The sequence below is a fragment of the Mycobacterium cajalii genome, from assembly GCF_045809005.2.
Classification (GTDB): Bacteria; Actinomycetota; Actinomycetes; order Mycobacteriales; family Mycobacteriaceae; genus Mycobacterium.
In genome coordinates, this window is sequence record NZ_CM141436.1 from 2650245 (window position 1) to 2673416 (window position 23172).

21 protein-coding genes are annotated in these 23172 nt (G+C 66.2%); 8 read left to right on the forward strand and 13 right to left on the reverse strand.

Translation table 11 applies throughout. From position 1 onward, the window contains the following. Nucleotides 1–46 precede the first annotated feature (46 nt). From ACJ512_RS12715 to ACJ512_RS12735, 5 genes are all read left to right on the forward strand, one after another. Nucleotides 47–451, forward strand: a complete 405-nt coding sequence (locus ACJ512_RS12715) for an NINE protein (protein WP_407688051.1) — start codon at nt 47–49, stop codon at nt 449–451. After that, a complete protein-coding gene (locus tag ACJ512_RS12720; protein ID WP_407688050.1) occupies nt 441–863 on the forward strand; it encodes a DUF2752 domain-containing protein in 423 nt (140 codons plus the stop codon). The genes ACJ512_RS12715 and ACJ512_RS12720 overlap by 11 nt, the downstream gene beginning before the upstream one ends. A gap of 90 nt (nt 864–953) precedes the next feature. Further along, complete coding sequence (gene pyk / locus ACJ512_RS12725; protein WP_407688049.1) at nt 954–2372, forward strand: pyruvate kinase; 1419 nt, start codon at nt 954–956, stop codon at nt 2370–2372. 33 nt (nt 2373–2405) lie between these two features. Then, nucleotides 2406–3281 carry an acyl-CoA thioesterase II gene (locus tag ACJ512_RS12730; protein WP_407688063.1) on the forward strand — a complete coding sequence of 292 codons (876 nt, stop codon included), beginning with the start codon at nt 2406–2408 and terminating at the stop codon, nt 3279–3281. Nucleotides 3282–3424: 143 nt separating this feature from the next. Next, complete coding sequence (locus tag ACJ512_RS12735) at nt 3425–4822, forward strand: bifunctional lysylphosphatidylglycerol flippase/synthetase MprF (RefSeq protein WP_407688048.1); 1398 nt, start codon at nt 3425–3427, stop codon at nt 4820–4822. Between the two features lie 427 nt (nt 4823–5249). On the opposite strand, the gene fmdA is transcribed toward ACJ512_RS12735, so the two are convergent. The 7 genes from fmdA to ACJ512_RS12770 form a co-directional block, all read right to left on the reverse strand. Continuing rightward, nucleotides 5250–6509 (reverse strand): formamidase, encoded by a 1260-nt coding sequence (gene fmdA, locus ACJ512_RS12740; RefSeq protein WP_407688047.1) that lies wholly within the window; start codon nt 6507–6509, stop codon nt 5250–5252. Nucleotides 6510–6857: 348 nt separating this feature from the next. Beyond that, a complete protein-coding gene (gene cydC, locus ACJ512_RS12745; protein WP_407688046.1) occupies nt 6858–8549 on the reverse strand; it encodes a thiol reductant ABC exporter subunit CydC in 1692 nt (563 codons plus the stop codon). Further along, nucleotides 8536–10122: a thiol reductant ABC exporter subunit CydD gene (gene cydD, locus ACJ512_RS12750; protein ID WP_407688062.1), complete on the reverse strand. Its 1587-nt coding sequence runs from the start codon at nt 10120–10122 to the stop codon at nt 8536–8538. The genes cydC and cydD overlap by 14 nt, the downstream gene beginning before the upstream one ends. An 89-nt stretch (nt 10123–10211) precedes the next feature. Further along, nucleotides 10212–11252, reverse strand: coding sequence for a cytochrome d ubiquinol oxidase subunit II (gene cydB, locus ACJ512_RS12755; RefSeq protein WP_407688045.1), 1041 nt, complete (start codon nt 11250–11252; stop codon nt 10212–10214). Nucleotides 11253–11301: 49 nt separating this feature from the next. Beyond that, nucleotides 11302–12774, reverse strand: a complete 1473-nt coding sequence (locus tag ACJ512_RS12760; protein ID WP_407688044.1) for a cytochrome ubiquinol oxidase subunit I — start codon at nt 12772–12774, stop codon at nt 11302–11304. Between the two features lie 94 nt (nt 12775–12868). After that, nucleotides 12869–13471, reverse strand: coding sequence for an HdeD family acid-resistance protein (locus ACJ512_RS12765; protein ID WP_407688043.1), 603 nt, complete (start codon nt 13469–13471; stop codon nt 12869–12871). Nucleotides 13472–13500: 29 nt separating this feature from the next. Beyond that, nucleotides 13501–14832 (reverse strand): adenylate/guanylate cyclase domain-containing protein, encoded by a 1332-nt coding sequence (locus ACJ512_RS12770; RefSeq protein ID WP_407688042.1) that lies wholly within the window; start codon nt 14830–14832, stop codon nt 13501–13503. 343 nt (nt 14833–15175) lie between these two features. On the opposite strand from ACJ512_RS12770, the gene ACJ512_RS12775 reads away from it, so the two are divergent. From ACJ512_RS12775 to ACJ512_RS12785, 3 genes are read left to right on the forward strand one after another with little or no spacing between them, the layout of a single operon-like run. Continuing rightward, nucleotides 15176–15496, forward strand: coding sequence for a hypothetical protein (locus ACJ512_RS12775; protein ID WP_407688041.1), 321 nt, complete (start codon nt 15176–15178; stop codon nt 15494–15496). Next, nucleotides 15493–16137 carry a DUF732 domain-containing protein gene (locus tag ACJ512_RS12780; protein ID WP_407688040.1) on the forward strand — a complete coding sequence of 215 codons (645 nt, stop codon included), beginning with the start codon at nt 15493–15495 and terminating at the stop codon, nt 16135–16137. Before ACJ512_RS12775 ends, ACJ512_RS12780 begins: the two co-directional genes overlap by 4 nt. 12 nt (nt 16138–16149) lie before the next feature. Further along, the gene (locus ACJ512_RS12785; RefSeq protein WP_407688039.1) at nt 16150–16431 is read left to right on the forward strand and encodes a hypothetical protein; all 282 of its coding nucleotides are present in this window, start codon (nt 16150–16152) and stop codon (nt 16429–16431) included. A gap of 997 nt (nt 16432–17428) precedes the next feature. On the opposite strand, the gene ACJ512_RS12790 is transcribed toward ACJ512_RS12785, so the two are convergent. From ACJ512_RS12790 to ACJ512_RS12815, 6 genes are all read right to left on the reverse strand, one after another. Continuing rightward, complete coding sequence (locus ACJ512_RS12790; protein WP_461480071.1) at nt 17429–18709, reverse strand: phage major capsid protein; 1281 nt, start codon at nt 18707–18709, stop codon at nt 17429–17431. Nucleotides 18710–19886: 1177 nt separating this feature from the next. Then, complete coding sequence (locus ACJ512_RS12795) at nt 19887–20162, reverse strand: hypothetical protein (protein ID WP_407689812.1); 276 nt, start codon at nt 20160–20162, stop codon at nt 19887–19889. A gap of 437 nt (nt 20163–20599) precedes the next feature. Next, nucleotides 20600–20872, reverse strand: coding sequence for a hypothetical protein (locus ACJ512_RS12800; protein WP_369737464.1), 273 nt, complete (start codon nt 20870–20872; stop codon nt 20600–20602). A gap of 434 nt (nt 20873–21306) precedes the next feature. After that, nucleotides 21307–21570 (reverse strand): hypothetical protein, encoded by a 264-nt coding sequence (locus ACJ512_RS12805; RefSeq protein WP_461480072.1) that lies wholly within the window; start codon nt 21568–21570, stop codon nt 21307–21309. Then, nucleotides 21563–21928, reverse strand: a complete 366-nt coding sequence (locus tag ACJ512_RS12810; RefSeq protein WP_461480073.1) for a hypothetical protein — start codon at nt 21926–21928, stop codon at nt 21563–21565. Before ACJ512_RS12810 ends, ACJ512_RS12805 begins: the two co-directional genes overlap by 8 nt. Nucleotides 21929–22568: 640 nt before the next feature. Beyond that, nucleotides 22569–22949 (reverse strand): hypothetical protein, encoded by a 381-nt coding sequence (locus ACJ512_RS12815; RefSeq protein WP_461479857.1) that lies wholly within the window; start codon nt 22947–22949, stop codon nt 22569–22571. Between the last annotated feature and the right edge of the window lie 223 nt (nt 22950–23172).

A 23172-nucleotide genomic window follows, 5' to 3' on the forward strand; every position in this document is an offset into this window, starting at 1 on the left:
GCGGCGCCGCGCCACCACGTCCCGGCGAATCTGGCATGCTGCACATGTGACCGATCCGTCGTGGGGCGACCCGGGGTCCGGCGCGCCGCCGCCACCGCCGCCACCGCCGCCTGGATATCCGCCGCCCTATGCGCCCCCCTACCGGTACTACCCGGTGCCCGGACCTTACTTCGACCCGTCGGCACCCTTCGGCCGTCACCCCCTGACCGGACAACCCTTTTCGGACAAATCGAAAGTCGTGGCGGGCCTTCTACAACTGCTCGGACTGCTCGGCCTCGTCGGGCTCGGTCGCATCTACCTCGGCCAGACGGGCTTGGGGATCGCGCAGTTGATCGTCGGCCTGGCGACGTGCGGACTCGGCGCCGTCATCTGGGGCATCGTCGATGCCGTATTGATATTGACCGACAAGGTCAGTGATCCCGAGGGCAGGCCGTTGCGCGATGGCACCTGAGCAGGCGCCGCAGGCGGGGCCGCGCCGTCAGCACCTGTACACCGCGGCGGGCACGTCCGCCCTGCTGGCCGGCGCACTCGGTTATGTCGGCCTCGTCGACCCGCATCACGCGCACTTGCTCTACCCGCCGTGCCCGTTCAAGTGGCTGACCGGCTGGAACTGCCCCTTGTGCGGGGGGCTTCGGATGACGCATGACATACTGCACGGTGATCTGCCGGCCGCCGTCAACGACAACCTCTTCGCGCTCGTCGGTCTCCCGCTGCTGGCGGCGTGGTTTCTGCTGCGCCGCCGCCACGGCCGGGAGCCGTTGCCGATACCGGCTGCGCTGGCGATCACGCTCGTCGCGGCCGTGTGGACGGTGGTGCGCAATCTTCCCGGATTTCCGCTCGTGCCGACCGTTCTCGGTGGGTAGCGGGCCGGTGTCGCGATTTCTCGGGTGCCTGATCGCGCCGCCACCCTGCGGTCACCCCCGTCGCAACCGGCAAGACTATGCTGGGTCGGCGTGAGTAGACGCGGAAAGATCGTCTGCACCCTTGGCCCTGCAACCCAATCCGACGAACTGATTCTGGCGCTGGTCGAAGCCGGAATGGACGTGGCCCGTCTGAACTTCAGCCACGGCGACTACGCGGATCACAAGGCCGCCTACGAGCGCGTGCGGGCCGCCTCCGACACCACCGGCCGCGCCGTCGGTGTGCTCGCCGACCTGCAGGGCCCGAAGATCCGACTGGGGCGCTTCGCGACGGGGCCCACCTACTGGGCCGACGGGGAGACGGTGCGGATCACCGTCGCCGACTGCGAGGGCAGCCACGACCGGGTGTCGACCAGCTACAAGAGACTGGCCAAGGACGCCGCGGCCGGCGACCGCGTCCTGGTCGACGACGGCAAGGTCGGCCTGGTGGTCGATGCCATCGAGGGCGACGACGTGGTCTGTACGGTCGTCGAGGGCGGGCCGGTCAGCAACAACAAGGGCATGTCGCTGCCCGGCATGAACGTGTCCGCCCCACCGTTGTCGGAGAAGGACATCGCGGACCTCACCTTCGCGGTGGAGCTCGGCGTCGACATCGTCGCGTTGTCGTTCGTGCGCTCGCCGTCGGACATCGAGTTGGTGCACGAGGTGATGGACCGGCTCGGCCGGCGGGTGCCGGTGATCGCCAAGCTGGAAAAGCCCGAAGCCGTCGACAATCTCGAGGCCATCGTGCTGGCGTTCGACGGCATCATGGTCGCCCGCGGCGATCTGGGTGTCGAATTGCCTCTGGAAGAGGTCCCGCTGGTGCAGAAGCGGGCCATCCAGATGGCCAGGGAGAACGCCAAACCCGTCATCGTGGCCACCCAGATGCTGGACTCGATGATCGAGAACTCGCGACCGACGCGCGCCGAGGCCTCCGACGTCGCCAACGCCGTGCTCGACGGCGCCGACGCGCTGATGCTGTCCGGGGAGACCTCGGTGGGCAAGTACCCGATGGCCGCCGTGAAGACGATGTCGCGCATCGTGTGCGCCGTCGAGGAGAACTCCACCGCCGCGCCGCCGCTGACCCACGTGCCGCGCACCAAGCGCGGGGTAATCTCGTATGCGGCCCGCGATATCGGCGAGCGGCTCGACGCCAAGGCGCTGGTCGCGTTCACCCAGTCCGGTGACACCGTGCGCCGCCTGGCCCGCTTGCACACCCCGCTGCCGCTGCTGGCCTTCACGGCCTGGCCCGAGGTGCGCAGCCAGCTCGCCATGACGTGGGGCACCGAGACGTTCATCGTCCCGATGATGAAGTCCACCGACGGCATGATGCGGGAAGTCGACAGGTCGCTGCTCGACCTCGGTCGTTACAAGCGCGGTGACCTGGTGGTGATCGTCGCCGGCGCGCCGCCGGGCACGGTAGGTTCGACCAACCTGATCCATGTGCACCGGATCGGGGAGGACGACGTCTAGCCCGAAGGAGAGCCCGTGCCGGCCGGTGATGCGATGAACGATGCGCCCGACTTCAAGGAACTGCTGGCGGTCCTGGACCTGGACCGCGTCTCCGACGACCGGTTCGTCGGCTCGCACCCCAGCAAGAATCCGATGCGGACGTTCGGCGGGCAACTCATGGCGCAGTCGTTCGTCGCGAGCAGCCGGACGCTGCCCTCGCGAGACCTGCCGCCCAGCGCGCTGTCGGTGCATTTCGTCAACGGCGGCGACATCGCCAAGGACATCGAATTCCGGGTGACGCGGCTGCGCGACGAGCGGCGCTTCGCCAACCGGCGCGTCGACGCGGTGCAAGACGGCGTGGTGCTGTCCTCGGCGCTGATCTCCTACATGTCCGGCGGCCCCGGCCTCGAGCACGGCGTCAAGCCGCCGCAGGTCGGGCAGCCCGAGGCCCACCCGCCGATCGGCGAGTTGCTGCGCGGCTACGAGGAGACCGTCCCGCACTTCGTCAACGCCCTGCATCCGATCGAATGGCGCTTCACCAACGATCCCTCCTGGGTGATGCGGGACAAAGGCGAGCGCCTCCCGCACAACCGCGTGTGGCAGAAGGCGCTGGGCCTGCTGCCCGACGACCCGGTGCTGCACACCGCTGCCCTGGTCTACTCCTCGGACACCACGGTGCTCGACTCGGTCATCACCACCCACGGCCTGTCCTGGGGTTACGACCGCATCTTCGCCGCCTCGGCCAACCATTCGATCTGGTTCCACCGGCAGGTGAACTTCAACGACTGGGTGCTGTACTCGACGTCCTCGCCGGTGGCCGCCGACTCCCGCGGGCTGGGCACCGGGCATTTCTTCGACCGCGCGGGGCAGGTCGTCGCCACGGTGGTGCAGGAGGGCGTCCTGTTATATTTCCCGTCCGCCGGCCGATAGAGGAATTGCCGGACCCGCACGTCAGCCGCCCGACTTCGGCCGACAACGCCACGACTGGCGCGTAGCTTCGCACCAGGCCGGGTATTCGGTGCCCAGGCGGCAGCCTGTCGCCCAGCTGAGCGTCAGCGCATCGGGAGGTGAAGGTGAACGCACCGCTGGTGGATGTCGTAGCAAAGCCCCCCGCCCGCGAACGCGTGGTCGTCAGCGTCGACTCGCGGGCGGCCCGCCTGATCGGCGCCCTGGCCCTGCTGTGCGCGGCGTGCTGGCTGATCGAGATCGTCGCCCGCCAGCATGCGCGGCCGGACTGGTATCACTCCGACCGCGTGGCGTGGTCGCTGACCGTTCTGGTCGCGGTCGGGTGGATCGCCCGCGGCATCTTCCTGGGCCGTCCGGTGACGGCCACCCACGCCACCGCCGCCGCCCTGTGCCTGCTGGGCGGGCTGGGGCTGCAGGTGCTGACGTTCGACCTGCTCGGGGACCTGGTGATCGCGAGTTCGGGCATGGTGCTGATGTGGCCGACGACGTCGCATCCGCGGCCCGAAGATCTGCCCCGGGCCTGGAGACTGATCGACGCCACCCGTGCCGACCCGCTGGCGCCGTTCACGATGCAGACGGGCAAGACCTTCCACTTCAGCGCGGACGGCGGGGCGGCGCTGGCTTACCGGACGCGGTTGGGCATCGCCGTCGTCGGGGGAGACCCGATCGGCGACGAGGCGCAGTTCCCGCACCTCGTCGCCGACTTCGCGGCCATGTGCCACGCCCACGGCTGGCGGATCGCGGTGGTCGGGTGCAGCGAAGCGCGCCTCGGGCTGTGGCAGGACCCGGTCGTGATCGGCCACTCGTTGCGCGCCGTGCCGATCGGCCGCGACGTCGTCGTCGAGGTGCCCGGCTTCGACATGGTGGGCCGCAAGTTCCGCAACTTGCGGCAGGCGGTCAAGCGCACGCACAACTGCGGCATCACCACCGAGATCGTCGCGGAGCAGGAACTCGACCACACGCTGCTGGCCGAGCTCACCGAGGTGGTCCGGGAGTCCACCAAGGGCGCGCACAGCGATCGCGGCTTCCACATGAACCTCGACGGCGTGCTGGAGGGCCGCTTCCCCGGCATACGGCTGATCCTGGCCCGCGACGCCGCGGGCACAGTGCAGGGATTCCACCGCTACGCGACCGCGGGCGGCGGCAGTGAGATCACCCTCGACGTGCCGTGGCGCCGGCGCGGGGCCCCCAACGGGATCGACGAGCGGCTCAGCGTCGACATGATCATGGCCGGCAAGGACAACGGGGCGCAGCGGCTGTCGCTGGCGTTCGCGGCGTTCCCCGAGATCTTCGAGGACAAGCACCGCGGCCGGCTGCAAGCCGTCTTCTACCGCCTGATCCACGTCCTCGACCCGCTGATCGCGCTGGAGTCGCTGTACCGGTACGTGCGGAAATGGCACGCGCTGGACGCGCGGCGCTACGCGCTGATCTCGATGGGGCAGTTGGTACCCCTGCTGTTCGTGCTGTTGTCGCTCGAGTTCATGCCGCGCCGACGTCACCTGTAGGTGGCCGGAAAGCGTTGCGGCGCATGGATGGCTTCCCGCTGCGCGAAGCGGCGGAATTTTTCGGCCACCAGCTACTATTTCCTATGGCCACATACGCGTACCGATGCACGCAACACGGCGACTTCGACCTCAGGTGCCCGTTGGGAACGGCGCCCGCCGAGTCGGCGTGTCCGGTGTGCAACGGCTGGGCGGGCCGTGTCTTTCGTGCGCCGATGCTTTCGCTGGCGCCTCGCGCGTTGGTGACCGCGATCGACCGCACCGAGAAAACGCGCGACGAACCCGAGGTGGTGTCGGCTCTGCCGCCACGGTCTGCGCAAGCGCACAATCCGGCGCCGGCACAGAATCCCGCATGGCGGCGCCTGCCGCGACCGTGAGCAACTCCTCGCCGGCAAGCCCCTGGCTCAGCGCTTTTCTCGAGCGGCGGCCGTCAGGATCCGGCGGTGGCCGTCGGGACGCCCATCCCGGGATCGACCTGCGCCGGCCCATCGGCTGAGGGACGGACATCGATGTCGAAGATCTCGGTGGGGATGTACACCGTTGAACACGAGTTCGGGATGTCCACGACGCCGGAGAGCCTGCCCTCGATCGGCGCCGAACCCAGAATCATGTACGCCTGGATAGGGCTGTAGCCGAACTTGGACAGGTAGTCGATCGCGTGCAGGCACGCCCTCTGGTAGGACAGGTGCGAGTCCAGGTAGTGCTGGACGCCGTCGAGCGTGACCGACGTTCCCGAGAACGCCAGCCATTGGCTGAACTGCGGGCTGACGTTGCCGGGCAGGAAGATCGCGTTCTCGGTGACGCCGTAGGTCTCCATCCCGCCTTTGATCAGGTCGACGTGCAGGTCCAGAAATCCGCCCATCTCGATGGCGCCGCAGAAGGTGATCTCGCCGTCTCCCTGGGAGAAGTGCAGGTCTCCCACGGACAGGTTTGCGCCGTCGACGAAGACCGGATAGAAGACCCGTGTTCCCTTGGTGAAGTTCTTGATGTCCTGGTTGCCGCCGTTCTCCCGCGGCGGAGCGGTGCGGGCCGCCTCGGCGGCGACCCGATCGAATTCCGCGCCGGAGAGGCTGCCCAGGATCGCCGAATCCGCCAGGGGCGGCAGCGCCAGCGGCGGCACCCGGTCCGGGTCGGTGTCGATGAGTGCCTGTTCGCGGGCGTTCCATTTCGCCAGTAGCTCCGGCGAGGGCGCCGTACCCATCAGCCCCGGGTGCACGATGCCCGTGTAGGACACTCCCGGCACGTGGCGCGATGTGGCCACGCCGCCCTGAAAGTCCCAGATGACCTTGTAGGCGTCGGGAAACTGCTCGGTCAAGAACCCGCCGCCGTTCTGCTTCGCGAACACGCCGGTGTAGCCCCAGCCCTGGCCGGCCAGCGGTCCCGAGTCCTCCTGGGGGAGGGGGCCGACATCGAGGATGTCGACGATGAGCAGGTCACCGGGCTTGGCGCCCCGCACGGCGATCGGCCCGCTGAGCACGTGCACCGCGGCGAGTGGCGCGTGCAGAATGTCTTCGGCGGAGTCGTCGTTGTGGATCGCGCCATCGAACCACTCACGGCAGTGGACCCGAAATGTGTCTCCCGGTTTCACCTCAACCTGAGCCGGGATGGCCCAGTGCCACCGATTGTGGCCGACCATCTGCTGGTCGGTGAATGCCTTGGTGGAATCGAGCGGAAAGACTACCTGTGGCACAAGGCCTCCTGAGTGTTGTGGGCGTGGACTCCCTGCAGTAGCTAGACGAAAATCTACAAGCCAACGCCGCGATAGTCAGGACCTCTCCGCATTCCACCTGTGGGACGCGCATCGAAACGTCGCTGCGGTGCCAAGTATTTCGCTGGACCGCGACTCCCGACACGCTGACGCACCGCGTGTCGCAGATCCGTGGTGGTACGCACCGATGTTGCTGTGCCGGCAAAGTAATCGACCCGAAGTTCGACGCATCAACCCATGCCCACAACGGTTTTGGGCGTCTTTCTGCCCGACGGGACGTCGTTGTCCGCAAGCCGCGTCGAACGTGCCCCGGCGCGACGGCGGTGCGATTCAACTGGCCCGTGCGGCGGGGGACTCGCTCGACAGAGATGGTTGGGCGGGTTCGATCCGCAGTTGCGGGCAGTCCACGCCCGCGGGCAGGTGGTGGGTGGCCACGACCACGGTCCGCGCCGCGGCGAGCAGGCCGTGACCGTCGCCGCCGAGCAGGTCCTCCAGCAGCCGGCCCGCGTCCGCCGCGTCGAGATGCTCGGTGGGCTCGTCGAGCAGGACGATCCGGGCGGGCGAGATCACGGCCCGCGCCAGCAGCAACCGCCTGCGCTGGCCCGCCGACAGCGCCTGGGCGCCCCCGGTCAGCACCGTGGACAGGCCGTCGGGCAGACCGGCCAGCCACGCTCCGAGCCCGACGGCATCCAGCGCCGCCGTCAGTTCGTCGTCGCCGCAGTCGCCGCGGGCCACCAGCAGGTTGTCCCGGACGGTGGTGGCGAAGATGTGCGCGTCCTCGGCGAAGAAGCTGACGGCACCGGGGAGTCGGTCCTCGTCGAACCGGCGCAGGTCGGTCCCGTCCAGCAGCACCCGGCCCTCCAGCGGGGGCAGCAGCCCGGCCAGCGTCATCAGCAGCGTCGTCTTCCCCGAACCGCTGGGACCGGTGACGGCCAACCGGGCGCCCGGGGGCAGGTCGAGCTCGATCCCGGCCGACCGCGCCGCTTCGGAGTGACCGCACCGGACGGCGGCAGACAACCGGCCGGTGCCGGCCGGGGGCGCCTCCGCGGCCCGCGCGGGTCCGGTCGCAGCGCCTGGAGTCAGGTCGAGGAGTCGCCGGGCGGCGATCCGCGACCGCGTCAGCTGGACCGCGGCGCCCGGCAGCGGCGTCGTCGCCTCGAAGGCCGACAGCGGCAACAACATCAGCACCGCCAGGGTGGTCGGTGCGACCGAGGGGGCCAGCCCGATGCCGGCCACCACCGCCCCGAGCATGCTGACCCCGATCGCGACGGTGGGCATCGCCTCGGCGATCGCGGCCGGGCGCGCCGCGGCATCCAGGGCATCGCCCCACGCGCGCTGGCGGCGCTGCGACTCGGCGATCACCCCGCCCAGCGCGCCGGCGACACGCAGTTCCGGCGCATGCTCGAGCGCGAGCATCGCCGACGCGTCACGCCGGGCATGGTGCCGGCGGGCGAGCTCCTCCTGGGTGGCGGCGGCCCGGCCGGCCAGCCGGGGCGCCAGCACGCCCGCGACCAGCAGACAGACCGCCAGCACCGCGGCCGCCGCCGGGGAGATGGCCGCGACCACCGCGGTCGCGGCCACCGCGAGCACCGCCGCGACGCCGATCGGCACCAGCGCGCGTACCAGCACGTCGGCCAGTTCGTCGACGTCGGCGCCCACGCGCGCCACCAGCTCGCCGCTGGACAGCCGGGCGGCGGCTGCGGCCGGCCCCCGGGCCAGCCGGCGATAGATCTGCGTCCGGGCGGTGCCCGCGGCGCGCAGCGCGGTGTCGTGGGTGGCCAGCCGCTCGCAGTAGTGCAGCACGCCCCGGGAGATCGCGAACGTGCGCACCGCCACCACCGCGACCGACAGGTCCAGCACCGGCGGCATCTGCCAGGCCCGGGTGATCAGCCACGCCGAAACACCGGCCAGGGCCAGCGCGCTGCCCAGCGACAGCACGCCCAGCCCGATCGCCGCCAGCACGCGGGGCAGCCGCGGACGCAACAGGCGCAGGGCGGCGGGGAGCGGGTCAGACTGCCGCATACCGCACCCCGGTCGCTGCGGCCACCTCGACGACCCGGTCGGCGACGGCCACGACGGGCTCGCGGTGGCCGACGACCACCACGGTCGCGCCGGCGCGCGCCCGCTCGACGATGGCCCGCAACACGAGCTCCTCGGTGCGGGCGTCCAGGTGCGCGGTCGGTTCGTCGAGCAGCAGGACCGGCGCCGCCGACCCGAGCGCTCGCGCGAGCCCCAGCCGCTGCCGCTGCCCCAGGGACAGCCCGACGCCCCCGCGCCCGAGCACGGTGTCCATCCCGTCGGGCAGCTCGGCCAGCACGGCGTCGAAAGCCGATGCGGCGCAAGCGGCGTCGCGGTCCTGCAGCGGGCCGAACAGGTCCAGGTTGGCGGCGACGGTACCCGGGACCAGCACCGGTCGCTGCGGCAGCCAGGACAACTGCCGCCACCACGCGCCCGGTTCGAGGTCGGCGACGTCGACCCCGGCGACGGTGACGCGGCCCGACGACGGCGGCGTCAGGCCGGCGATCGCCTGCAGCGTGGTGCTCTTGCCGGCCCCGTTGCGTCCCGTCAGCACCGTCACCCGGCCGGGTTCGAGCACGGCGGTCAGATCGCACGGCGCGCGGCCGTCACGGCCGGCGACGCTGAGGTTTTCCAGGCGGATCTCGGCGCCGCGCGCGGCCACGGTGCGGTGCCGCTGTGTCGCGGCCTGCGGTTCGCCGATGAGCGCGAACGCCCGGTCGGCGGCGGCCCGGCCGTCCTGGGCGGCGTGGAACTCCACGCCGATGCGGCGCAGCGGCCAGTAGACGTCCGGCGCGAGCAGCAGCACGGTCAGCCCGGTGGCCAGCGACATCTCACCGAACACCAGCCGCAGGCCGATCCCCACGGCGATCAGCGCCACCCCCAGCGTGGCCAGCAATTCGAGCACCAGCGCCGAGAGGAACGCGATGCGCAGCGTCGCCATCGCCGAACGCCGATGGGCGGCGGCCAGTTCGGCGATCCGGTGTTCGGGGCCCGAGGCGCGGCCCAGCGCCCGCAGCGTCGGGATCCCGGCGATCAGGTCCAGCAGCCGCGCCTGCAGCGTCGTCATGGCCGTCAGCGCCGCCGCCGACCGCTCCGCGGTCGCCAGCCCGATCAACACCATGAAGAGCGGGATCAGGGGCAGGGTGATCACCACGATCACCGTCGATCTCAGGTCGTAGCAGGCGATCACGGCCACGGTCGCCGGCGTCAGGATCCCGGCGAGCACCAGCGTGGGCAGGTATCCGGTGAAGTACGGGCGTACGCCGTCGAGACCGCGCGTGACCACCACCGCGGCGTCGTCGCGCTGTGCGGCGAGTTCAGCCGGCGGGCGGGCGGTGACCGCCGCCAGCACCTGACCGTTGAGATCGGCGATGACCGCGCTGGCTCCCCGTTGCCCCAGCCGCGCCTGCAGCCAGTGCGTCACGGCGCGCACCGCCCACAGCGCGGCCAGGATCGACAACGGGCCCAGCCAGCCGCGCAGGCCCGGCGGGGGGTGGGCCACCGCGCGGGCGACGAGGTGCCCCAGCACGATCGCCGAGCCGACCGCGCAGCCGGAGATCACCACGCCACAGCCCACTGCGGCGACCAGGTAACGGCGCACCGCGCCCGATGCCCGCCACAGTCGCGGGTCCAGCGGCCCCCTGCTGGTTTTCGCGTCGTTCGCGCTCAGGAGCCGCGCCTCGCCAAGCCGATGGAGGCGGGTATCCGCTCGGCCGAAATCCGTTGCCGGAACACCCAATACGTCCACGCCTGGTATACCAGCGTCAGGGGCAGCATGAACACCGTCACCCACGTCATGATCTTGAGGGTGTAGGGGGTCGACGAGGCGTTGTAGATCGTCACGCTCCATTGCTTGTTCAGCGTCGAGGGCACCAGGTTGGGATACAGCGCGCCGAACAACAGGACCACCACGGCGGCGACGACCGCCGCGACGCAGGCGAACGCCCAGCCGTCGGACACCCGGCGCCACACCAGGCCGACCGCGGCCAGCTGGGCGACCACCGCGACGGCCAGCACCAGCCACGTCCAGCTCTTGCCGTAGGCCAGCTGGGTCCACAGGCCGAAACCCCCGACCAGCACGGTCACCGGAAGCGACAGCCACACCGCGAACCGGTGGGCGTCCTCGCGCATGGTTTCGGAGGTCTTCAGCGCGACGAACACCGCGCCGTAGAACGCGAACAGTCCGGCCGTCGCCAGCCCGCCGAAAAGCGTGTAGGCGTTGAGCACGTCGGTGATCGACAGGTTTATCCGGCCGGCGGCGTCCACCGGAAGCCCGCGCACCAGGATCGCGAACGCCACGCCCCACAGCACGGCCGGCAGCCAGGACCCGGCCGCGATGCCGACGTCGGCCCAGACGCGCCAGCGCGTGTCGTCGATCTTGCCGCGCCACTCGATCGCGACCGAGCGCACGATCATGCCGACCAGGATGGCCAGCAGCGGCAGGTACAGGGTGGAGAACAAGGTGGCATACCACCCGGGGAACGCGGCGAACATCGCCGCGCCGCCGGTGATCAGCCACACCTCGTTGCCGTCCCACACCGGCCCGATGGTGTTCAGGGCCGCGCGGCGGTGCAGTTCGGGGTCGCCGATGCCGACGCGGGCGAATGGCTCCATCAACATGCCGACGCCGAAGTCGAAGCCCTCGAGAATGAAGAAACCGAGGAACAACGCGGCGATGGCGCCGAACCACAACTCTTGCAGACCCACCGATCAGCTCCCTTCCGAACCCGACCCCGTCGACGCCCCGGTAGGCACCTCAGTAGGCAAAAGACAGTGGTGCCACCTCGTCCTGCCCGGGTGGCGGGGGCGGCGCCGGTTCCGCGTCGTGCTCCAGGGGACCCTCGGTGACGTAGCGTTTCAGCAACCAGAACCAGCCCACCGCGAGGACCGCATAGACCAGCGTGAACGTCACCAACGAGGTGACCACCATGGCGGGGGCGTGATGCGAGACCGCCTGGCCGACGGTGAACCGCACCTGCTGGTCACCGGTCGGGTTGGGTGCGACGATCCACGGCTGGCGCCCCATCTCGGTGAACACCCATCCCGCCGTGTTGGACAGGAACGGGGTGGGAATCGTCACCAGCGCCAGCCGCGAGAGCCACCGCTGATCGGGATTGCGGCCGCCGCGGGTCAACCACAGCACCGCCAGCGCGAACAGCACCGGGATCGCCAGCAGCCCGATCATCGCGCGGAACGCCCAGTACGTGACGAACATGTTGGGCCGGTAGTCGTTCGGGCCGAACCGGTGCTGGTAGTCCTGCTGGATGTTGCGCACCCCCTGCAGGGTGACGCCCTCGGCCCGGCCCTGGGCCAGGATCGGCAGCAGGTAGGGCACCTGGATCACGCCCTTGACGGCGTCGCAGTTGTTGTGCCGGCCGACCGTCAGGATGGAGAAGTCGGGATCGGTTTCGGTGTCGCACAACGATTCCGCCGATGCCATCTTCATCGGCTGCTGGACGAACATCAGTTTGCCCTGGCGGTCCCCGGTGAGGAACAGGCCGACGGTGGCGACCAGCACCACCCAGCAGCCAAGGATCGCCGCCGGGCGGAACATGGCGGCCCGGTCGGCTCCGGCGTCCGTGCCGGCCGACGTACCGCTGCGCGAACGGACCAGCCACCACGCGCTGATGGCGGCGACGAAGGTGCCGGCGGTCAGCAGTGAGCCGGTGACCACATGCATAAACGCCGAGCGCGCAGTGTTGTTGGACAACAGCGCGGCGATGCTGTCGAGCTCGGCGCGTTTGGTCACCGGGTTGTAGTGCGCGCCGACGGGATGCTGCATGAACGAATTCGCCACGATGATGAAGAACGCGGACGCGTTGACGCCGAACGCGACGATCCAGATGCAGGCGAGGTGGACCAGTTTGGGCAGCCGGTTCCAGCCGAAGATCCACAACCCGATGAAGGTGGACTCGAAGAAGAACGCGAACAGGCCTTCCATCGCCAGGGGGGCGCCGAAGATGTCGCCGACGAACCGCGAGTACTCCGACCAGTTCATGCCGAACTGGAATTCCTGGACGATCCCGGTTGCCACGCCGATGGCGAAATTGATCAGGAACAGCTTGCCGAAGAATTTGGTGAGGCGATACCACGCGGTGTTGCCGGTGGCCACCCACACCGTCTGCATCACGGCGATCAGCGGGGCCAGCCCGATGGTGAGCGGCACGAAGATGAAGTGGTACACGGTGACGATGCCGAACTGCCACCGCGAAATGTCGACGACGTTCATGCATTCATCTCCCGGGAGGATGGGGGCCGGACTACCGTGTTACTACGGAGTGTAGTAACACGGTAGTCCCAACGCCACTGGTAACTAGTCGCTCTCAAGCGCCCAGGTTCTTCGACGCCTTGCGGATACCGAACGACGACACGATCTCGAACGCGCCGATCACCACGAACCAGACACCGACCACGATCGCCAGGGTGACGATCGACGCGAACGGCGAAGCCAGCACGACGATGCCGGCCAGCAGGCTGATCACACCGACGAAGATCGACCACGCCCGCCCGGGCAGGCCCGGGTCGCTGATCGCCGAAATCGACGTGGCGACACCGCGGAAGATGAAACCTATGCCAATCCAGATGGCCAGCAACAAGATCGCGGTCAGATCGTCTTTTCCGAAGTGACGGAAGGCCAGCACCGCGAGGATCAGTGATGCCGCCCCGCTGATGAACAGCAAAATCCGGCTCCCGGCCGACACGTGCAGGCTGAACGCGAAGATCACCTGGGCGATGCCGGTGATCAGCAGATAGACGCCGAAGAGGATGGCGGCCAAGAGGATGGTCCTGCCCGGCCACGCCAGGATCAGGCCACCAACGACCAGCGACAGAAACCCGGATATCAGCGTCGACTTCCACAGATGCGGCAACAAGCTCGGAACGGGAGTGGTTCCAGGAGTGGTTTGCATGGCCGCAGTGTGACACAAACACAGGTCCGGGGATAGGGCATTTCGGGTTACACGCGCGCCGAGTGTGATTCCTCCGCAAGAAGATTGCCGGACGCGTCGGCCACCGCCCTGCGCCCGACAAGATACCAGGTGCGCATGACGCCCTTGCCCTTGACGTCGACGCGCCCGCGCTCCTGGAACACGAATTCGTCCTTGAGGCGTTCGTAGACCGAGTGGGGCACCTGAATTCGTCCCACGGAGTCGGTGGACTCCATCCGGGACGCGACGTTGACCGCGTCGCCCCACACGTCGTAGAAGAACCGCCGCGAACCCACCACGCCGGCGACGACGGGGCCGCGCGCCAGGCCTATCCGCAGCGGCACGGACATGCCGTGCGGATCCTTCATCCCGGCGGCGACGGCGACCATGTCGAGCGCGAAATCCGCCAGGGCCCGAACGTGATCGGGCCGTGGCCTGGGGACCCCGCTCACCACCATGTAGGAGTCGCCGCTGACTTTGATCTTCTCCAGCCCGTGCTTGTCCACCAGCGCGTCGAAGGCGCTGTACAGCCGGTCCAGGAAGCACACCAGGTCGGCCGGCGCGGTGTTGCTGGCGCGTTCGGTGAAGCCGACGATGTCGGCGAAGAGGACCGACGCGTCCTCGTACTTGTCGGCGATGATGCCGTGCCCGGGCTCTTTGAGCCGGTCGGCGATGCTGGCCGGCAACATGTTGGCCAGCAGGGCCTCGGAGCGTTGGTACTGGGCCTCCATGGCGGCCTCGGCGCGGGCGGTGTCGCGCAGGGCGAACCAGATCGTCACGACCACCATCACCACGGCGGAGACGGTCGTGATGACGAAGCCGGTCGACTGCGCCCAGGCGGGCTGCAACCCGGTGTAGTCGGGGACGAGGAACTGCAGCGCGATGATCAGGCCGGCGGCGACCGCGGCCAGGCTCGAGGCCAGCACGATGTGCTCGGTGCCCAGCATCAGCACCACCAGGCAGGCCGCGACGAGGTAGAAGAACTGAGAGCCCGAACCGGTGCCCACGTCCCAGCAGCTGGCGAAGATCGACACGTAGGCTGCGCCGATAAAGGTAAGCGGCGCAACCAGTTCGCCGAAGCGGTGCAGCCACGGCACGAACGCGAAGACGGTGGCGGCGGCGATGTTGGTCACGCTGAACTGCCAGGCCCATACGCCCGTGAGAAGTTGCACGAGCACGAAGCTCGCGGTGACCAGGACGGCCAGCCAGGCGGTGATGTTGAGCACACGCGCCCGGCGCGCCGCGCTGTCGGCGTAGTGCCGGCTGCGGTCGTGGTTCTGCGCCCGCACTGCGGCCACACAGTCCGGGCGTCGCGACGTCCCGTCCGACGGGCGTGGAGCGCCGCATTTCTTGGGCACCACGATCGAAGCCTAGCCGTCGTGCCGGGCAAAAGCCCAGCGCGAACGCGTCGACGGCTGAGTGCCCTCGGTGGGATTCGAACCCACACTGGACGGGTTTTGAGTCCGTCGCAAGCGACGTGGGGGAGTGACGGCAGGTGTTGCCAGAAGACAAAAAAGCGCATCCTATGTGCAGTTATAGGCACGATAGCTGGACCGTCTGCGTTGCTGGGTGTAGACCGAAATAGTCAGGTTTGTGCATCTGTTGCGGTATCTACTGCGGTACAAAACCGCTCCGTACACCTTCTGCACGGCACCTCGACGGACGTAGCCTGTTTGACATACGCCCAGCGAAAGGACAAGACCCATGGCCGATAGCTCGTTCGATGTCCCGCTCCCGGCCGGCGCACTCGACGCGGAACCCTGGCAGGACGATACCCACCGTCAGTTCTGGGGCACCACGTACATTCACGATGCCGCAGTTCAGCCCTCCAAGGGCGTGCGCCTTGGCATCTGGGGGCTGCAGGACATCAGCGGGACGGTGCTCACGCGGACAATCCTCATTGAAGCTGACCGCTGTGGCACCGAGGTTGATTCCGCGACCGGTCGAAGGATCGCGACCCACGTACTGTCGTTGTGCGACGAACTCGATGCCCTGTCGGACCCCGACGACACAATCGGATCATGAGCGACACGCTGGCCTCTAACAGGCCAGACACCACCACCCATGCCATACGGGCATGGCAGAACGCACCCGACGAACCGCTGTTGTTGCCGGTGGGCCGCGTCGCCGAGTTGAAGTACTACGTTGCCCGCAGGCGCGGCAAGCTGGCCGCGGTTCTCACATTCACCGCGTTAGCCGCAGCGCTGTTGGTGCTAACCCCGGCGCCAGTGCAGCAAGCCACACCGCCGGTCGGGATCGCGCAGGCGCCGATTAGCGGTCCCATCCCGCCGCCGGTAGCAGCACTGCCCGCACCGAAGCCACCTCCACCACCTCCCGTGCCAGCACCGAAGCCGGTAGCAGCACCGCCGGTTCAACATCGAGCAGCGGTCCCGCAAGCGCCGCCACCGGACGCACACCGGCAGTTCACCCAGTCGCTACAGGACGACAAAGCGCAGACGGTGGGCGGCAACGGGCTACATCCCAGCCAATCCACGGACGTTATCAACGCAGAGGCGCAAGAGATGTGTCAGGACTTGGCGAACGGTGGCAGCGCTCAGCCCTACATCGACGGCACGCTCAAGAAGTCCCCATCACTGGCACCCTGGCAGGCGGCGTTGGTCGTTCATCAGGCCATTCAGGCCTACTGCCCGCAGTACGACCAATAGAAGGAGCGCTCGATGGTTTCACGCGATGGAGAACCCGTATTGGTGCGCGGGCCGCTGTCCGGCTCTCTCCAAATGGCGAACAAGTACGAGATCCGAACAACGCCGATTCCTGCTGGCCACCACGGTACGAACTGGCTCGGGTACTTCAACTCCCAGTTCACCGGTCAGAAAGCGATCACCGGGTATCACGACGGCCACAAGATCACTATTGAGTGCTGGCCAGACGATGAGCCTCGGTTGATTGAAACCGTCGACGCAGCCATCGAGCACGCGAACGAACGAGTGCAGGGCTAGTTCTCCGAGAGGTCAAGAACTGTACAGCCTGACTTCATACCTGTCATTCACCAACGGTTATCGGAGTGTCGTTCCAATGTTGTCGGTGGTCGGTGATACATAAAGGGATGGCGTCCACCGTGGACACCCCCGGCGGGGAAGGCCGGGACCATTCCGGAAAGAGTGAAACAATGACGACAGGCAAGAAAGCTGCGAGTGACGCTGGCAGGGTCCTAAACGACCCGAGAGCGACGAAGGCTGAAAAGGCTGCGGCGGCAAGCGACCTGGCCCAGGCGCCCAGGAAGAAGAAATAGCCCCGCACAAAAAAGGCCCTCAGATCAATTCTGGGGGCCTTTTTGTTGTCTCGGGTATGTTCTATCTACCCGCATGCCGTTGAGGCCTCTACGGGCCATTCAAGACTGGGAAATGCACAGAGGGGCCGGGCGAGCGAGTACCTTTACTCCGATTTGATTTTTTGTCGACCGGCCCCCTGGCGTGGGGTCAGGAGAACTACCGACTGACCCGGTGTTTCCGACACCTTTTTGGGGTGCGGAAGTTTGAAAGCCGGGACGTGCACCTCACATGTCACGCCCCGGCCTGGCGCCGGCCTTTCAGGGGAAAGCCGCGCCCATCGCGCCCGCGCAGCCAGGGGGACAGGCGCAGCTGGGCGGAAGTTTGAGGGGGGCCGGGCGAACTCCCGAGATCAGGGGAATCGCCCGGCCCCATTTGGCCGTGAGATGCGGGAGTAGGAGAATAACTAAAAGAAATCCCCGCAAATACGACCATTCTCGACAATTTACAGAGAAAGGCGTAGCCGCAATTGTCGAAAATTAATTGGGAGGCTGGGGCCTACGGCCGCGCCTGCCGTCCCGTTCATCGTCCACCTGGACGTGAATCATCTCGCCGGAATCGGGAAGCTCGCGACCCATAGGCTCGAATCGCCTAGTGGGGCCGACACGCTCCTCAAACAACGGGCGACCAACCGTCACCACGTCGCCGAGCGGCGCCGCTACGCTTATCACGGCGTGTAGGCGGTCGCAGGCAAGCCGGTGATCGTCAGGATTGCGCCCGGTCGCACAACCGCCAGCTGACCGCGCCAAATCAACGCGTAACGCTGAATGAATTCGCTGAAGTCTGCCGCGTTGTACCCCTGGTGCAACTGAATACCCTGACGGATGATACCGAACCCCATTTTGGTGGAGTCCATTATCACAGCCGTTCCCGCGGTCATCGCGGTGGTGGTGTAGACCGGGATATTCCACAGCTTCTTAGGCGCGTCCTCGGTCGGGTCGGGGGTAATCATGTAACGCCCGTAAGCGTCCTTAATGCCGACTAGTGAAAACCAATCGTTGGGGTGAAGCCAAATCTGATCGGCGACACCCAGGACGTTCGGGACAGTCCGCAGGGTGTTGATTCCCTGAAGGACGTAATCCAGTGCCGTCGCGCCGGTGGGCAACGTGGCAGGAACTGCAATTGTGTTGGCGGCCTGGTTGATTAGGCCGTTCATATTCCCGGTAGTGCCCGTAGCTGTCAGGACCTGTGAGTTCTCTAGGTCGGTAATTTGGCGAGAAATTTCGGCCTGTACGTATCCCAAAAGGGTGGGCCAGTCCTGCAGCGACTCGTAACTGAGCCCGAACGTCGCCTTGAGCGGCACCATTTCGACGATCTTGGCGCCAAACGTTAGCGTCACATCGGGGGCGGCAACGCCTTCGGCGGTCGGCCCGGTAATCCCATTAGAGGTCGTTTCATCGCAGATGAATTCGTAATTCAGCGACGTTGCGGTCACGCAAGGCAGATGGTCATATACCCGGTCCTCATGCACTCTCGCAACCACTGAAGGATTTAATTCCGCCGGCAGTAGACTGGACGTGGTGGTCGAATACCCGGTTTCAACGGTGTTGAAATCTTTGGTAATCAACGTGGCTGTTGGGCTTTTCGCCTCGAAGCCTTTGCGAAGCGCCTCGATGGCGTGGCCATCGAATGACAGCGGCTGAAGATCCGCGCCGGTCGTCGTAATCGTCTGCCCATTGGGGCGGATATTGCTTAGGGCCTTGCGGCCGTTTGTGTCAGGCGCCGATCCGACGCCGGTGGGATTAGTGCCCATGCGTGTGATAAACGCCTCTCCGATTTCGTGTTTCCGCTTTTCGGCCTTCAGGGCTTTAAATTCCGCCGTCAGGGCCTCAAAAGTTTGCTGTTTTTGGTGTTCCGTGAGACGGGGGTTATTCTCGACATCCGTCTCGAAATTCACCAAACGCTTCTCCAATTCGATGCCTTTGGCTTCGAGTTGGGTGATGTTCATATTTGTTACTTTCATTTTTGGTTAGTCATTGCCTACGACTTACCAAGCGCCACACTTTTAATTGCGGGTCACCTAACGCGAGCGGCAAAGTGTGGGGGTGGTCGTGCCAAAGCACTCATAGACGCGTCATTGGCGGGCTGTCGCTTCGACAGGCGGCCCCAAATGGGGCGGGCTATCGGAGGTTGACAGGCGGCCCATCGACGGCGCCCGTTTTCGGTGGGGCCGGGAATCGGCCCAGTTGGGGGTAAGGGACTTTGCCCTACCCCGGTACGCCGGCCAGGTGATCGTATCTGGCCTGCATCTCAGCGATGGCGGCGTCACGCCGTTCGGTCGGCCAGCCATTGATAAAATCGGTTGCCCGCCCGAGGGCGAATGTTCGCAGCAAGGAGGACAGACGTGACATCTCATCCTCACCGCTGCGCTTGCAACCTTCACTACACCACCGTGTCGGCCGGCCAGGTCCCCCTCGGGCCAAGGCGTTTCCGCATTTAGGGCAGTGCGTCGGGGTGTACTTCGGCATTCGGTATCCTTCATTGGACGGCAGCGGGCCCACCCGTACGATGGGTTTGATCTACTCAGGGCCCGACCTTTCGGAAAATACGAGGTTGATCAGAACCCTGGCGGGTGATCCAGATGGATCAGTTGGGGGGGGTACACACGCGGTTCATCTCCAAGGCGTCCGATTCTGGACAGCCGGACCCGGCGGTTCCATCGCCAAAACACGTTGCACACCAGACGGTTTCTGCAATCCCTTGCACCACAACACATCCCGCACCAAGGCCAAACATGCTGCACCACAACACATCCCGAAAACCCTTACGTGTCACCACTTCCCGCGTGTGGATGAAATCCCAAGCGGGAGCGGGTTGTTCGCGTCCAGTGGAGTTGCCCTTGCGTGGGAAATCCCCTGAGCGGGAATGCTTTTCGCGTAGGGAATTCCCTTGCGTGGGAAGGGTTTTGATTTACGCAAAAACAGCGTTTGACCAGCGGTTATGTGGTTTTCACGAAATCCGTTGTGCCGCAATATGTGGAATTTGACCCGTTCAGCCCGAAGGGTCGCGGGGGGTGACCATTCCTAGGGATTTCCTAGCACCCCCCACGGTCGGAATGCCTTGACGCACAACCGCTCTCGACTGCCACGCCCATTACGAGGACTCCATGTGCCCACGCGCATGGACTACAGCAACGCCAAGCGGTACTCATAGCTCCCGACTTTTGTGTACGCACCAGCGCGCCCCGCTTCGATCTGTGCCAAGTCGATTTGGTTAAGCTCGGCTAGCCGTCGCCGGTCGGTCGGCGAGTCCGTCCAATAGAGGCGATTCGCCACATTGATGGCCTTGGCGTCGGCGGTCAGCGCATCGCGATATGCCGACGCGAGTTCCTTCGCCGCGACGAAGTCCCACGTCTTCGTCTTACCGAGGTAGCCGAAGGCCCATTTCTTGCCGCTGAACACGGGCTCATCGAGGTAGGCGACGCCGTGGCGAGAGAATCCGGCTATCGCTGCGGCGCCCCGGTGGGCACCATCGCGCGTTCGCGAGGTCGGACGCTGTAGGAACGGACACGCCACGGCGGCGGTGTAGATGATGCACGAGAGGTGCGCCGGCCCGAGTGACGACACGAAGACGCCGCCGGGGTAGGAATAGCTCCCCTCGTAATCCTCCGAGCAGTGGAGCACTACGTACCGCGGTCCAGAAATGGCGCAACCGCAACTGGCGCAGTGCCCCCTCGTTGCCAGGGCTAGTGCGCGAGCGTCGTCAAACACACTGTGGGCGTGGTCGCTCACCGCTGGGTTGTGAACCTTTAGTTGCGCTGGCGTGCGGGGGGTGCCGAAGTCCGATACCGGGCGTAGACGCGGAAGTGAAGCCAGCCAGGGGGGCTCTGGGAAGCCGCTCACAGCAGCGCCAAGCGATACGTGTAGCCGCCGACCTGCAGGTGCGCACCAGCGCGCCCCGCTTCAAGGTGGGCTTCGTCGATTTGTTTTAGCTCGGCTAGCCGTCGCCGGTCGGTCGCGGAATCGGTCCAGTAAAGCCTGTTCGCGACCTTCACGGTCTTCGCGTCGGCGGTCAGCGCATCGCGATATGCCGAAAGAAGTTCCCTGGCGGCGACAAATTCGATGCGCTTCGTCTGGCCTAGGTAGCCAAAAGCCCAGTTCCAGTCACCCACGACAGGCTCATCGAGGTAGGCGATGCCGTACCGCGAGAATCCAGCCACCGCTGCGCCCCCCCGGTGCGTACCGTCGCGCAGTGCCCGTGAGGTGGGCCGCTGTAGGAACGGACACACCAAGCTCCCGTACAGGGCGCAGGACAAGTGCAATGGCGGCTGACTATCCACGAGCACGCCACCTGGATAGGAAAGGCAAGGCTCATAGTCGTCTGAGCAATGTTCTACTACATACCGCGCACCAGACACGGCATAACCACAGTGCCCGCACCGTCTCCTAAGACCAAGGGCCACGGCGCGAGTCACGTCAAATGACGTTCCACCGGGGTGGCACACCGCTGGGACGGGAAGTTTCAACTGTGACGGGGTGCGCCTGCCGTCCGGCCGTAGCCGCGGAAGGTCGGCCAGCCAGGGTGGTTCCGGCGGAATTCCGCCGGCTACGGGACAGCTAGCAGACACGGCAAGCAAGTATGAGCGAAGCGGCTCATGGCGCGGAACAAGGCGTGGTAGGTCTCGGCGGTGTCGAACACGGCCCAGTCCATCGCCCGGAACGCCATCGTGCGCGCCAACTCGGCCCCTTCGGACGCGGCCAGCGGGGTGGTGGCGTCCAAAAACGCGCTCGCGGCCAATAGGAGGCGATTACGGTCCACGTCCTCGGCGCCTTCCATGGCCGCGAAGAGCAGCATCGACAGTTCACTCACCTAAGTCTCCATTGGCTTTTGTGTAGCGCTGCAGAGGCCCGTGAACGAACTGAATCAACCGATCCAGCTCGGACCGGCTCAGCAGCATCGCGTGACGGTGGTTGCGAATCACAATGCCGCCCTCCGCGTCAGTTCGTCTACGGACCGAAATGGGCGAGCGAAAGCGGTCGGAGATGACCAGGGTTTCCGTCATTGCGCCTTTTCCAGCAATAGGGTGCCGATCTCTACGGCGGTGCGCGCCGTCATGGGGACGACGAAGCTCTCGCCGAACCGCGGATTTACTTTCAGGCCCAGGATTTTCTCGGGGCGCCGTATGGTCGACCAGCACGGCATAGCTGGCCGCTTCAATGTTAGTCATAAAAGTTCCTCTCACCTATTGGTGATGATCGGAGAAGTAATCTACCTGCGCATTTACAGCGGCGATTTTAGAATCATGAAGCCACGGTCTGCCCAATCCAATTCCGCCAACTGGTCACGGTCATCACCAGGCCGGCGGCCCACCAATTTCGGTTCGGCAGGCGCCCCGGTGTGATCACGTATTCCGGCGACGCCGAAATGCAGGGAGTAACAATTATCGGTGGGATAGCTTCTCGGAGCATCGCCACATCGGAGGCAGATCCGGTTACCCGTCCCCCAATGGACGATACGGGGCTTGGGCGTCATCCACGTCTTGAGGACTTCGTGGTCAAACTCCATGAGGGGATGACCCTTGCGGCATGTGACCTGGGGGCGCTGGCGTGCGGCCCGTCGCTCCTGGTCGACCAGCTCGGGAAACACCTGCGGAAAAAGGTCCCGCACGTGAAACCGCCGCGATTGTCCGTTCTTGCACAACCAAACCCGGCCGTCGTCGCACTTGATCCGCTTGCCCGCGTGCTGTCGAGTGCGACCACCCTTACACGCAACCTCACGCGGCAAGCTCCATACTTCCAGCCGGACACTCATAACGTAGGCGCTGAATTCGGGGATGACGCGCCACTCCTCTCCCCAGTCGAAGTCCACTAGGCTTCGCGCTTCTGGTTCGCGCGCCATGCCTCCTGACGGGCGCGGTTGGCCTCGCGGACGCGTTCCTGTTCTTCGAGCTGCGCACGGGTCGACTGCCACGCCCAGTAATCGGCATTCACGCGATAAAGGCCCGCATCATCACACTCGACCAGTCCCATCGCTAAAAAGCGGGCGATGTGCCCGGAGTCCAGATTGGCGACCATCTCAGCGTCGGTCGGGTCGAAGACCCCATCCGAGATCAGCGACACCACCCACACGTTGAGATTGATAAACGCCCGAAACTCCTCAGCCGTCAGCTTGCGTTGCAACTTCGCGTCTAACAGCAGCTTGTGACGCAGGCGAGTATCCAACGATTCGCCTTTAGTCTTAAGTGTCATTCTCAGTTCCTTTTCCTGGCACTCGCTAAACGTGCCTTAAATCCTTTTCCTGAAAGACTGGCGTGGCCTTTACCTGGACTTGCCGCGCCTCGCCTATTCCTGTCCTTCTCCTAAGACCTGTGGCCTAAGCCGGGCCTTTACTAACTGGCCTTTCTCGCCTAACTGGCCTAGTTCCTAATTCCTAGCCTGTGCCTAGCTGGCCTCGCCTCGCCTTGCCTCGCCT